This window comes from Corynebacterium sp. 74A (assembly GCF_008930665.1).
Taxonomy (GTDB): domain Bacteria; phylum Actinomycetota; class Actinomycetes; order Mycobacteriales; family Mycobacteriaceae; genus Corynebacterium; species Corynebacterium megadyptis.
In genome coordinates this window covers 93791-106902 of the sequence record NZ_PQMG01000001.1, presented here as the reverse complement: position 1 = coordinate 106902, position 13112 = coordinate 93791, and the positions used below count along the sequence as shown (strand labels likewise).

The window sequence follows — 13112 nt, the reverse complement described above, 5'->3', positions numbered from 1 at the left end:
GTACCGAATGACCAGCCCACGCCGCAGCGTGCTCGACAACGCGGTGGTCTATCAGATTTATCCGCGCAGCTTTAAAGATTCCGATGGCGATGGCATCGGCGATATCCGCGGCATATGCGAAAAACTGGATTATCTGCAGCAGCTCGGCGTCGACGTGCTGTGGCTTTCTCCTATTTTCGCCTCGCCCAATGACGATAACGGCTATGACATCTCCGATTATCGCGCGGTGATGAAGGAATTCGGCACCATGGCCGATGTGGAGGAACTTATTGCGCAGGCACGCCAGCGCGGAATGAGGATTCTGCTGGATCTGGTGGTCAATCACACCTCGGATGAACACGAGTGGTTTCGCCGCTCCCGTTCCTCGAGGGACAATCCCTATCGCGACTACTACATCTGGCGCGATCCATCCGGATATAGCGGAGACGGCACGCCGCTGCCGCCTAATAATTGGATCTCCGCATTTAGTCCCTCGGCATGGGAGTTCGATGCGACCACGGGGCAGTTCTATCTGCACATGTTCTCCCCCAAACAGCCGGATGTGAATTGGGAGAACCCTGAGGTTCGCCGCGAAGTCTACGATCTGATGCGTTTCTGGCTTGATAAGGGCGTCGGCGGTTTCCGTATGGATGTGATCAACCTGATTTCCAAGCCGCAGGAGCTTATCGACGCACCCCTAGCGGTCAATGATCCCGCCGTCGCACGCGGTAGCCGCGAATCCTCGCTCGCTATGAGCGCCAATGGGCCACGCGTTCACGAGTTTCTCCAGGAGATGCGCCGAGAGGTGCTCGACGACTATGACACGCTCACCGTAGGGGAGACCCCAATCACCACGGTGGAGGACGGTATTCTCTATGCCGGATTCGAGCGCGGGGAACTCGACATGATCTTCACGTTCGAGCATGTATCCCTCGACTTTTCCGAGCAAGGATGGGGTAAATGGTCGGATCGTCGAACCAGCTTGAGCGCACTGACTGCCACGCTGGAGCACTGGCAAAAGGGACTAGAAGATCGCGCCTGGAACTCGCTGTATTGGAATAACCACGACCAACCCCGGGCCGTATCCCGCTTCGGCAATGACAGCCCCGAGTACCGCGTGGTTTCTGCCTCCATGCTGGGCACTGTGCTGCACATGATGTGCGGCACCCCGTATATCTACCAGGGTGAAGAGATAGGGATGACTAATGTCAGCTTCCCTGAAATCGATGACTATGACGATCTCGAAACCCACGACGCCTATGAGACGTATGTGCGCAGCGGAATCATCTCGCATGAGCATATGATGCGCTATATCGCGGCGAAGAGCCGAGATAACGCCCGCACTCCTATGCAATGGGATGAGAGTGAGCACGCTGGCTTCACCACGGGTACTCCGTGGCTGCCGCTGAACCCGAATTATCCCGATATCAACGCCCGTGCCGCCGTGGCAGATCCGCACAGCGTCTACCACCACTACCGGCGCCTTATTTCCCTGCGTCGCGAGCATCCAGTAATTCGCCGGGGTAGCTTCCAGTTGCTCGAGCCAGGGAGCGAGACCATCTTTAGCTACGCCCGCGCCACCGCGGATGAACGGCTGGTGGTGGTGGCCAACTTCAGCGCCACCACGGTGGAGTGTGATTACGCAGATGCATCTACCGCGGCGTTGCAGCGCCGTGGTATCGACGGCGATGGGTGGCGGCTGATCTCCTCTAACTACGCAGACGATGCGGGTAGTGTTCTGCGCCCCTATGAGGCGAAGGTGTATCTGGGCCACGCCCTACAGCCCTAGCCCACGAGCTGGAGGAGAGGGGAGACGTCCCGGCACATAGCGTGAACCGGGCTCTCCGCTTGCTTCTTTGTGGGCGCGGCAGTGGGGTAGAGGCCGGTGTTTAGGGCTACTCGCCGCCGTGGTTACCGTGCTCAGCTGCGCACCGAGACATGAAAAAATCCCGCGCTCATCACATGATGAACACAGGATTTCACAAAGTGCCCGAGGGGGGACTTGAACCCCCACGTCCGTTAATAGGACACTAGCACCTCAAGCTAGCGCGTCTGCCATTCCGCCACCCGGGCTTGGGTTTTGTTTGCAGCCTCTCGGCTGGGCACTCGCATACTGTAGCCCGAACGCGGCAATATAATCAAATCCCCTGCACAAAGGGACATTTTCACACCTATGAACGGAGCGAATCTCAGCGGTGAAAGTTCCGCTTCGCGGCACGGTGGAGAGTTTTTCGGTAGAAACGGGGAGTATGAGCAACTACAACGATTCACGATTCCCCGGACCCGACCCCTATGCCCCGTTGAAGGACCTCCCGAGCTTCCCGCTCTCCTCGAGCGACTTCGAGGACGGCGGCACCTTCAAGGAGGAGCAGCTCGGCGGCCAGGATGTCTCCCCGCAGCTGGCCTGGTCTGATCTTCCCGAGGGCACGAAGTCTCTCGCTATCACCTGCTTCGACCCAGACGCTCCTACGGCCTCTGGTTTCTGGCACTGGGCTGTGTTTAATATTCCCGCCGATGTCAGTGAACTCGCCACCGGCGCCGCCAATGATGGCACCCTGGAATCTATGGGGGATGTCGTCTCGCTGCGCGGCGATTCCGGCTCCCGCGGCTACTTCGGACCGCAGCCGCCGGAGGGCCACGGCCCGCACCGCTATCTCTTCGCGGTGCACGCCGTCGATACCGAGAAGCTCGACATTGATCCGGACGCCACCCCCACGGTGCTCGGCTTCAACCTTTACTTCCACTCGATCGGCCGTGCGATCACGTGGGGTTGGCACGAAAACTCCTAAAACTCGCCGGATACTCCCATACCCGTCGCCCCCGCATTCGGTGCGGGGACGTGCATATAACCCCAGCTTGGGGTAGTGTTTTGAATCACTATGGGAAAAAAGAAGCGTTCTCGGCCCCGCACCACTCCTGCATCCTCTGCGCAGCGCGCCCGCACCCCGCGCGCGCAGGACAAGGCGGCCGTGGTGGTCGTCCCTCCGGTTCTGCGAGTGGGCGGCGCATTTTTGGCCCTAGCCATAGTCCTGGCGCTGTTTACGCTGATCAGCCTGATCACCGGCGGTTTAACCGGTTTCTTTCCCGTCACGTGGGGTTTTTTACTGATCATCGTCTCGGCCATGTTGTTGGGTGCCTTCGGCACGACACACCGCAATGAGGAACGCACCACCCGCCATATCGTGGTGCTGGTGGTTGCTGTGGGGCTGGTCGTGTTTAGCCGCTTCATCACCACCGAGCCGATTTATATCTTGGAATCGTGGTGGCTGCCGGTCTACGCCACCATGGCTCTCATCTGCGCGCTGGTGATCCGCCGCTCCGTGGCATAGCCACACAGGGAGTCGGTGGAGTTCCAGCGGCAGACACGCAAGGCAGAAAAGAAGGGCGCGCCCCGTACGGGCGGCCCTTTTTTCGGATGTGCGGCTGGCTCTAGTCCACCCATGCCTTGCCACAGCCGACGGCCTGGCTGAGCGAGGAGAAGCCGTGGGCACGAACCTGGTGGGCGATACCCTTGTGGATATCGCGGATCCAGTCGGGGCCGCCATAGATCAGGCCGGTGTAGCCCTGCAATAGGCTGGCGCCGGCAGCGATGCGCTCCCAGGCTTGTTCGGGGGTCTCGATACCGCCGACGCTCACCAGGACCAGCTGATCGCCCACGTGCTCACGCAGGAGCCGGAGCACCTCGAGGGAACGGGCGGCCACCGGAGGGCCGGAGATGCCGCCGGCGCCCATGGTCTCTACCTCGGCTGGGTCGGTGCGCAGCCCCTCACGGGAAATGGTGGTGTTGGTGGCCACGATACCGGCGAGTTTGAGCTCGAGGGCGAGATCGGCCACGGCCAGCACATCCTCGTCCGAGAGATCGGGGGCGATCTTCACCAGCACTGGGGTGGTGGTGGATTCGAGGACCGCCTCCAGAATGGGGCGCAAGGATTCCACTGCCTGCAGATCGCGCAGGCCCGGGGTGTTCGGCGAGGAGACGTTCACCGTGACGTAATCGGCCAGATTGCCCAAGAGGGTCGCGGAGCGGCGATAGTCGCTGGCGGCGTGGGCAGCATCCACTACCTTCGTCTTGCCGATGTTGATGCCGATGACATCGTCGGACCTGCGGCGTTTGAGGTTCTTGGCCACCGCGGCGGCGCCGTCGTTGTTAAAGCCCATGCGGTTGAGGATCGCGCGGTCCTCGGGCAGGCGGAACAGCCGCGGGGTGGGATTGCCCGCCTGCGGGGAGGCCGTGACGGTGCCGAGCTCGGCATAGCCGAAACCAATCGGGGTCCAGGCATCGGGGGAGCTGCCGTTTTTATCGAAGCCGGCCGCCAGCCCCAGCGGGCGGGGGAAACGCACGCCGAATATGTCTTGAGCCAAGATCTCGTCGTGCACCGGCAGGATCTTCTCCAAGCCACGATTAAGGGGCCCAGTGGTCTGCAGTACGGAGAGGCCGTTATTGATGATCCCGTGGATGCGTTCGGGACGCAGCGTGAACATCGCCTTCAAGGCCTTGTTATAGAGGGTGGAACGAAACGACGATGAGGCCATACAGGGGTGTCCTTAAACGATGAGTATCAACGGTGTGTCAGAGGGGGAAGTCCGCAGGCGCCGACGGAGCTGGCCACGCTGCTAAGAGTCGAGGAACTGAATGCCATCTCCGCTAGCCGAGGCAAGAACCTTGGTCCCATTATCCATCACTGCGAGGCTCGTGGCATCAGCCACGGTGGAGTAGCGCTGCTGCTCGAGCGGCTCGCCGGTAGATAGGTCATATCCCACGAGGCTATTGGTGCCAGTGGATGCCACCCAGGCCAGCTGCTGGGAGGAGTCCCAAGCCACCGCCCACGGGCTGCGGTCAACCGGCATCGATTGATGCAGGCGCACCACATCGAAGCGGGTATACACCAAGAGCTGATCGCCCTCGGTGTCGGCGGCGAGGAACACACCCTGTTCGCCAGGGGCGACCGTGCCGATACCGGCGCCGGCGCGCAAACGCCCGCCCTCACGCCGCTGCTCCCTGTCGAGGCCTTGAATAGTGGTGAACTTGCGGTTGATCACCACGACCGGGTCGAGGTGATCGGCATAGGTGGTAGACACCAGCTGATCCACCGTGTCGGTCATCGAGATCTCAGTGGTGGCCGTGGGATCGTCATGCGGGAAGGTAATGATGCGTGAGGAATCCGCGGCGGCAGCCACCACATCGCCGGTGCTAGTTTGGGTGGCGGTGGTGAACCTTTCCTCAGCGGTGCGGGTGTTCTCCAGTGTCGGCGCGGTGGGGTCGATGAGATACACCACGCCGCCTTGTTCCGTGCCGTCGACGGCCTGCGGACAGGCGAGCACAAAGTCGGTGGCGCCGGCGCTGAGCTCTCCACAGCCCTCGGCGATATCGACAACGCTGAAGTCGTCGTCCTCGAATTGTTCCCGAGTTCCGATACCCAGCTTATCGCCGGAGCGCACGGCAATATGATCGCCGAGAACGGCCAGCCCATCGATCGTGCTGAACTCGCCGCCGAGCGTGAGCACGTCACCGTCCACGTTCTCCGCGGCGGGGGAGCGTTGCGCCTCTGCCGATCCCACCGGACGAGCCTGTTTTCCGGGATCGTCTCCACTGGATCCGCAGGCGCCCAACACCAGAGCGGAGGAGGTCACAAGTGCTGCTAGAACTAGATTCCGACGCTTCTTCACAACGCTTAAGGCTACCAGAGCGCTATGAGAGCGAGACGTCGTCTAAGGCCTCAATGATCGCCTTGGGCAGCTGCACCTCGGCCGCAGCGAAGGCCTCCTCGCACTGCTCCGGTGTGCGCGCCCCCACTAGGGTGGCGTCGACCCCGGGTTGGGCCAAGACCCAGGCGATAGCGGCCGTGGTGGCAGAGATATTCAATCCCAGGGCCGCCGTAGTGAGCGCTTCGACGATGGCGCGATCGCGCGCCTCGGAATAGGCGTGGGCCTCCGCGCTGCGTCCCTGAGCAGAAGCATTCTGTTCGCGATACTTGCCGGTCAAGACCCCATGGGCCAGCGGCGCACCAGCGATAAACCCCACCTGGTGGTGGTGCGCCGAAGGCAAAAGCTCCTGCTCGGGTAGGCGATTGAGCAGGTTGTACTCGCCGCTGGCGCCCACCACGCCCCGGGCGGCGACGGGGGCGGCGGCGCGCAGCACGGCAAGTTGCCAGCCGCTGAGCCCACGCGCGCCCACATAGCGCACCCTGCCCGTGCGCACCGCATAGTCGAGGGCATCGGCTACCTCCTCCACGGGGGTGAGCTCGTCCCAGTAGTCGATGGAAAAGAGATCGAGATGGTCCGTGCCGAGCAGCCGCAGATAGCTATCGAGCTGGTTGAGCAATCCGCGGCGGGAGCAATCGACGCGCCGGCCCACCGGCTGATCTGGCAGCGTACCCGCCGCAGCCGAGATGATGAGATCCTCCCGAGAGATCTCAGACCCCAGAAATGTGCCGAGGTACTCTACTGCGGCCGTGCCGGTGGTGTGCTGCGGGGTGACGTCGATAAGCGACGCGCCGGCGCTGGTGAACAGGCGCAGAATCTCGCTCGCCGCCTCCCGATCGGTGCCCGCACCCCATGTCAGGGTGCCTAGTCCTAAGCGCGGGATGCGCAGTCCGCTCCGTCCTACATTGGTTTGTTCCACGCCTCAAGAGTAGTAGCCTCTAACGGGTGAACGACGTAATCGCTGCACAGGCCCCTGAAACGATGTCATGGACACAAACCATTGTGCTCTCTATCGTGCAAGGCCTCACCGAGTTTCTTCCCGTGTCCTCCTCAGGGCATTTGCGCATCGTCTCCAGTTTGTTCTGGGGCGCCGATGCCGGTGCCTCTTTTACCGCCGTGGTCCAGCTCGGCACCGAGCTCGCAGTGCTGGTGTACTTCGCCAAAGACATCTGGCGCATCCTCACCGGCTGGTTCGCCGGCGTAGTCGATAAAAACAAGCGTGGCTTCGACTACCGCATGGGCTGGATGGTCATCGTCGGCTCCATCCCAGTGGGTGTGCTGGGGCTGCTGCTCAAGGACCTCATCCGCGACAACTTCCGCAATATGTGGATCACCGCCACCGTGCTGATTCTGTTCTCCTTCGTCTTCATTTGGGCGGAGCGCGTGGGCAAAAAACAGCGCAGCTATGACGAGCTGACGATGAAGGATGCGCTAACCATGGGCTTCGCGCAATGCCTGGCTCTTATTCCCGGCGTGTCCCGTTCGGGCGGCACCATCTCCGCCGGCCTGCTCGTGGGCTTGGATAGGGAAGTGGCCACCCGCTTCAGCTTCCTGCTCGCGATTCCCGCCGTGCTCGCATCGGGGCTGTTTTCGCTTCCCGACGCTTTCGCGCCGGACGCCGGCCAAGCCGCCAGCGGCCTGCAACTGCTGGTCGGAACCTCCATCGCCTTCGTGCTGGGCTATGTCTCCATTGCCTGGTTACTCCGCTTCGTGGCCAATAACTCCTTCGCGTGGTTCGCGGCCTACCGCATCCCCTTCGGCCTTCTCGTGATGGCGCTGCTCGGATTCGGAGTGCTGCAGGCCTAGGGAGTTATCTGCGCCTGTGCCCGTGGCTATCGCCCCGCTCTTTGCTCCACTATGTGATGGATTAGAGTGGGGCGCATGCATTCTTGGCCTCAACCTGATGTTCCTGCCCTGAGCGGGGACTGCGTAGAACTTCAGCTATACGACACCGCAGATCAGTGCGTGCGCCCCGTCCACCCCGCAGCAACCGCTGGGATGTACGTGTGCGGAATCACCCCTTATGACTCGACGCATCTAGGCCACGCGGCAACCTATGTCGCCTTCGATCTTATCTACCGCCAGCTCCTGGATAACGGGCACAAGGTGGTTTACGTCCAAAACGTCACCGACGTCGACGACCCCTTATTTGAGCGCGCCGCCCGCGATAATGTGGACTGGCGCGAGCTTGGCGACGACCAAACCACGCTCTTCCGCTCGGATATGACCGCGCTGAAGGTGATCCCGCCGCGCGATTTCGTCTCGGTGTCCGAGGCCGTCGGCGAAGTGATAACGGTGGTGCAGCAGCTGCTGGACAAGGGCGCCGCCTATGCGGTGGACGATCCGGAGCATCCCGATATCTACGCGCCAATCGACGCCACCGAGCACTTTGGCTACATCTCCGGCTACACCCCCGAGCAGATGCGCGATGTCTTCGCCGACCGCGGCGGCGATCCCGATCGCCCCGGCAAGCGCCACCCCTTGGATGCGCTCATTTGGCGCGCCGCCCGCGAAGGCGAGCCGAGCTGGGACGCCCCCTTTGGCGCGGGCCGGCCCGGCTGGCATATCGAGTGCTCCGCGATCGCCAACAACCGCTTGAAGGACATCTTCGATATCCAGGGCGGCGGCTCCGATCTGGCGTTTCCGCACCACGAATTCTCGGCCGCCCACTATGAATCGCTCACTGGCTCCCAGCGCATGGCCGGGCACTATGTGCACGCCGGAATGATCTCCCTCGATGGGGTCAAGATGAGCAAGTCGCTGGGCAATCTCGTCTTCGTGCATAAGCTCACCGCTGCTGGTCATGAGCCGGCCGCCATTCGCCTCGGTATCTACTCCTCACACTATCGCGGGGACCGTGACTGGTCCGATGCCGTTTTGGCACGCGCGGAAGAGCGTCTCGCCACCTATCGCGCCGCGATGGCCGCCACCACCGATGAGGCTGCCGCGCAGCGCTTGGTGCAGCAGCTACGCGAGCGCCTGGCTGCGGATCTCGACACCCCTGGGGCGCTGGAGGCCGCAGATGCCTGGGCCGCAGCGCAGGATACGGAGACATCGTCCCCGCAGGAGCAGCTCTCGGCCGCAGGCGAGTATGTGCGCACCGCCTTCGACGCCCTGCTCGGCGTGGAGCTCTAAACACCTCTCTCCGCACCGCGATCCAGCCTGGGGGTGGGGCTGGCCGCAGTCTCCGAGGCTGCGTGGCGGCGTGGGCTCAGGCAGAATACACACCATGAGCCAGACCACGCCCGCGCCACGCAGCCACTTCGATTCCCAGATCAGCACGCTGTGCGCAGATCTCAGCGACTTCGCCACCGGCGCTTATCTCTCCGACGGTGACACCGACTACTGGGAGGAGCCCTATCCACCAGCCATTGTGCCGCTGGTGGAGTCCGTGCTGCGGGGCTTCCTCGATCGCGCCTATCGCTGCGCCGCGGACACCGGCACCGCCAGCGAGGCGGCACTGCACCGCGAGGTGGATGCCGCCATCGCCGAACTTGAACGCATTGATCGCAGCGTCGATTATGCCCTCTTGGACACCGAGGAATCCGCTGAGTTCAGCGATTTTTTCCGCGCAGTATGCCGCAGCCTCGGCGCCCCGCTGGAGCAGGAGTGGGAGCTCGGCGAGCCCTCGGACGGGGAGAAATAACCACGTCTACGCTGCACACTCTGGATGTATCCGCGCCAGCGTCCGAGTGTCGGTGGTGTGTAGGGAGAGCGCAGCTCAGGCAGTGATTAGACCGCTCGGTTTCTTGCGAGCAGGGCCATTGGCTTGGATCACTCGCTAGTTGCGTACTAAGCTGTCTATTTCATGAGCCAGATTGACGCTATTTCGCAGATCACCACCCCGCCTCTCGCCGAGGTCCTCGGCACCCGCGTACTCGTCGGCGATGGGGCCATGGGCACCCAGCTGCAGAGCTTTGATCTGGACTTAGACAGCGACTTCCTGAATCTTGAGGGCTGCAACGAAATCCTTAACGTCACCCGCCCCGATGTGCTCCGCGAGATCCATCGCGACTTCCTCGATGCCGGGGCCGAGCTGGTGGAGACCAACACCTTCGGCTGTAACCTGCCGAACCTGGCCGACTATGACATCGCCGATCGCTGCGAGGAACTGGCCTACGCGGGCGCGCAGATCGCTCGCGAGTTGTGCGATGAGTACTCCGCCGGTGAGGAGGCCACGCCGCGCTATGTGCTCGGCAGCCTCGGGCCGGGCACGAAGCTGCCCTCCTTGGGGCACGCCCAGTTCGGCGATCTCAAGCAGTACTACTATCTGGCCGCCAAGGGCCTGCTCCGCGGCGGGGTCGACGCCTTCCTAGTGGAGACCGCCCAGGATTTGCTCCAGGTCAAGGCCGCTATCCACGGCATCCATCAGGCCGAGGCAGAGCTGCAGGTCAGTCGGCCCATTCTCTGCCACGTCACCGTGGAAACCACCGGCACAATGCTGCTCGGCTCCGAGATCGGCGCCGCCCTAACCGCACTGGAGCGGCTGGGTATTTCCATGATCGGCCTCAACTGCGCCACCGGCCCCCACGAGATGAGCGAGCACCTGCGCTATCTGGCCACCCACGCCTCGGTGCCGGTGTCCGTGATGCCCAATGCTGGCTTGCCGGTACTCGGCCCCAATGGCGCCGAATATCCCCTCACGCCCGCAGAACTCGGCGATGCGCTGGCCCGCTTTGTCGATGACTATGGTTTGGCCATGGTGGGCGGCTGCTGTGGTACCACCCCCGAGCACATCCGGGTTGTCGTCGACAAGCTCGAGGGCAAAAGGGATAACCCCACCGCACGCCCCCAAGAAGAGCCGGAGGATACTGTGTCCTCGCTCTATACGGCGGTGCCTCTCACCCAAGACACCGGTATCACCATGATCGGCGAGCGCACCAACGCCAATGGTTCCAAGGCCTTTCGTGAGGCGATGCTCGCTGGAGACATGGAGACCTGCCTGGATATCGCCAAGACCCAAACCCGGGATGGCGCACACATGCTCGATGTGTGTATTGACTATGTAGGCCGCGATGGCCGCGAGGACATGGCACGCTTCGCGGAGCTGCTGGCCACCTCCTCCACGCTGCCGATCATGATCGACTCCACCGAGCCCGCCGTGATCGAGGCGGGGCTGGAAAAGCTCGGCGGGCGCTGCGCGGTGAACTCGGTGAACTTCGAAGATGGAGACGGCCCCGATTCCCGCTATCGCCGCATCATGGAGCTGGTGCAGGCGCATGGCACCGCGGTGGTGGCCCTGACCATTGACGAGGAGGGCCAGGCCCGCACCGCAGAGAAGAAGGTGGAGATCGCCACCCGCCTCATCGAGGACATCACCGGCACCTATGGGCTGCGGCATGAAGACATCATCGTCGACTGCCTCACCTTCCCGATCTCGACGGGACAGGAGGAGACCCGCCGCGATGGCATCGAAACGATCGAGGCCATCAAGGCGCTCAAGGCGAAGTATCCGCGGGTGCACACCACACTCGGGCTGTCCAATATCTCCTTCGGGCTCAATCCGGCAGCCCGCCAGGTGCTCAACTCGGTATTTCTCTCCGAATGCATCAACGCGGGCCTCGACACCGCGATTGCGCACTCCTCCAAGATCATCCCCTTCAACCGCATCGATGAGCGCCAGCGCGAGGTGGCGCTGGATATGGTGTACAACCGCCGCAGCGAGGACTATGACCCGCTGCAGGTGTTCATGGAGCTTTTCGACGGCGTCTCCGCGGCCTCTGCCCAAGATGCCCGCCAAGAAGCCCTCGCCGCTTTGCCGCTGCTCGACCGGCTGGCCCAGCGCATCATCGATGGCGAGAAAAACGGGATGCAGGAGGATCTCGATGCCGCGATGGCGGAAAAGAGCCCTATTGCCATCATCAATGAGGACCTACTGCGGGGCATGAAAACGGTGGGTGATCTCTTCGGCTCCGGAGAGATGCAGCTGCCCTTCGTGCTGCAGTCCGCCGAAACCATGAAATCGGCGGTGGGCTATCTCGAAAGCTTCATGGAGGCCTCCGATAACACTGGGTCAAAGGGCACCATTGTGCTCGCCACGGTGAAGGGTGATGTGCACGATATCGGCAAGAACCTAGTGGATATCATCCTCTCTAATAATGGCTACACCGTGGTGAATCTCGGCATTAAGCAGCCGATCGCCACCATCGCGTCCGCGGCGAAGGAACACGGAGCCGATGTGATCGGTATGTCGGGGCTGCTCGTGAAATCCACCGTTGTGATGAAGGACAACCTGCTCGAGCTCAACGAGCTCGCGGAGCGCGAAGAAGCGGATCGTTATCCCGTGCTCCTCGGCGGGGCGGCGCTGACGCGCACCTATGTGGAAGACGATCTCGATGCGCTCTATCACGGCGATGTGTTCTACGCCCGCGATGCCTTCGAGGGGCTGCGGCTGATGAACGAGGTGATGCAGGATGCGCGCGGCGAAAAGGGCCAACTGAGCGAGGCCGAGGCAGCTGAGAAGGCGAAGCGCGAGGAGAAAAAGAAGGCGCGTCGCGAGCGCCGCGAGCGCTCCAAGCGCATCGCCGCCGAGCGCAAGGCCGCCCAGGAACCAGTGGAGGTGCCCAGCCGCTCCGCAGTGAGCATTCCCGAAGAAGTCGCCACCCCGCCGTTCTGGGGCACCCGCGTGGTCAAGGGTATTGCCTTGAAGGAGTATATGACCTGCCTGGATGAGCGAGCCCTCTTCCTCGGGCAGTGGGGTTTGCGCGGCAGCCGTGGCGACGGCGGACCAAGTTATGAGGAACTCGTGGAGAGCGAAGGCCGGCCGCGCCTGCGCGCTTGGATTGATCGGCTCAAGCCCGAGAGAATCCTCGATCATGCTGCTGTGGTCTACGGCTATTTCCCGGCCGTATCGGAGGGCGATGATGTGGTGATCCTCTCCGAGCCGCGCCCAGATGCCCCCGAGCGGATGCGTTTTAGCTTCCCCCGGCAGCAGCGCGGCAAGTTTCTATGCATCGCCGATTTCATCCTGCCCTGGGAAGAGGCGCGTGCCCGCGGCACGGTGGATGTGTGGCCGATGCAGCTAGTGACTATGGGCCAGCCCATAGCTGACTTCGCCAATGAGCTTTTTGCCAAGGACAACTACCGCGACTACCTCGAGATCCACGGCATTAGCGTTCAGCTCACCGAGGCTCTCGCCGAGTATTGGCACGGGCGCGTCCGCGCCGAGCTGGCCTTCGCGGATGGCTCCGATGCGGCCAAGGCCGATCCCACCGATGTCACCGGCTTCTTTGACCTTGAGTACCTCGGGGCGCGCTTTTCCTTCGGCTATGGTTCCTGTCCGAACCTCGAAGATCGAGCCGCGCTCGTGGAATTGCTCGAGCCCGAGCGTATCGGCGTGGGCCTCTCGGAGGAGCTGCAGCTCCACCCCGAGCAATCCACCGACGCCTTCGTGCTCTATCACCCCGAGGCGAAGTACTTCAACGTCTAGC

General features: G+C 62.6%; 10 protein-coding genes and 1 tRNA gene. 7 read left to right on the top strand and 4 right to left on the bottom strand.

Translation table 11 applies throughout. The annotated features are described in order from the left end of the window. The first annotated feature begins 7 nt into the window (after nucleotides 1-7). Nucleotides 8-1768: an alpha-glucosidase gene (locus GBB11_RS00480; protein ID WP_151548587.1), complete on the top strand. Its 1761-nt coding sequence runs from the start codon at nucleotides 8-10 to the stop codon at nucleotides 1766-1768. Nucleotides 1769-1966: 198 nt separating this feature from the next. Here the strand turns inward: GBB11_RS00480 and GBB11_RS00475 are convergent. Further along, nucleotides 1967-2052: transfer RNA gene (locus tag GBB11_RS00475), tRNA-Leu, on the bottom strand. A gap of 176 nt (nucleotides 2053-2228) precedes the next feature. Between GBB11_RS00475 and GBB11_RS00470 the strand changes: the two genes are divergently transcribed. Then, complete coding sequence (locus GBB11_RS00470; protein WP_151548586.1) at nucleotides 2229-2768, top strand: YbhB/YbcL family Raf kinase inhibitor-like protein; 540 nt, start codon at nucleotides 2229-2231, stop codon at nucleotides 2766-2768. Nucleotides 2769-2858: 90 nt separating this feature from the next. Next, nucleotides 2859-3308 (top strand): hypothetical protein, encoded by a 450-nt coding sequence (locus tag GBB11_RS00460; protein WP_151548585.1) that lies wholly within the window; start codon nucleotides 2859-2861, stop codon nucleotides 3306-3308. 100 nt (nucleotides 3309-3408) lie between these two features. Here GBB11_RS00460 and GBB11_RS00455 read toward each other — a convergent pair whose 3' ends face one another. The 3 genes from GBB11_RS00455 to GBB11_RS00445 form a co-directional block, all read right to left on the bottom strand. Next, entirely contained in the window at nucleotides 3409-4512 is a 1104-nt protein-coding gene (locus GBB11_RS00455; RefSeq protein ID WP_151548584.1) for a quinone-dependent dihydroorotate dehydrogenase, read from the bottom strand. A gap of 81 nt (nucleotides 4513-4593) precedes the next feature. Then, nucleotides 4594-5610, bottom strand: coding sequence for a YncE family protein (locus GBB11_RS00450; RefSeq protein WP_151548583.1), 1017 nt, complete (start codon nucleotides 5608-5610; stop codon nucleotides 4594-4596). A gap of 58 nt (nucleotides 5611-5668) precedes the next feature. After that, the gene (locus tag GBB11_RS00445; protein WP_151548582.1) at nucleotides 5669-6601 is read right to left on the bottom strand and encodes an aldo/keto reductase; all 933 of its coding nucleotides are present in this window, start codon (nucleotides 6599-6601) and stop codon (nucleotides 5669-5671) included. 62 nt (nucleotides 6602-6663) lie between these two features. Here GBB11_RS00445 and GBB11_RS00440 point away from each other — a divergent pair, with 62 nt between their 5' ends. From GBB11_RS00440 to metH, 4 genes are all read left to right on the top strand, one after another. Then, nucleotides 6664-7488, top strand: coding sequence for an undecaprenyl-diphosphate phosphatase (locus GBB11_RS00440; protein WP_151528874.1), 825 nt, complete (start codon nucleotides 6664-6666; stop codon nucleotides 7486-7488). A 75-nt stretch (nucleotides 7489-7563) separates the two neighbouring features. Beyond that, complete coding sequence (mshC, locus tag GBB11_RS00435) at nucleotides 7564-8817, top strand: cysteine--1-D-myo-inosityl 2-amino-2-deoxy-alpha-D-glucopyranoside ligase (protein ID WP_151548581.1); 1254 nt, start codon at nucleotides 7564-7566, stop codon at nucleotides 8815-8817. Nucleotides 8818-8911: 94 nt separating this feature from the next. After that, complete coding sequence (locus tag GBB11_RS00430; protein ID WP_151548580.1) at nucleotides 8912-9328, top strand: hypothetical protein; 417 nt, start codon at nucleotides 8912-8914, stop codon at nucleotides 9326-9328. 162 nt (nucleotides 9329-9490) lie between these two features. Then, nucleotides 9491-13111 carry a methionine synthase gene (gene metH / locus GBB11_RS00425; protein ID WP_225979071.1) on the top strand — a complete coding sequence of 1207 codons (3621 nt, stop codon included), beginning with the start codon at nucleotides 9491-9493 and terminating at the stop codon, nucleotides 13109-13111. Nucleotide 13112 lies beyond the last annotated feature (1 nt).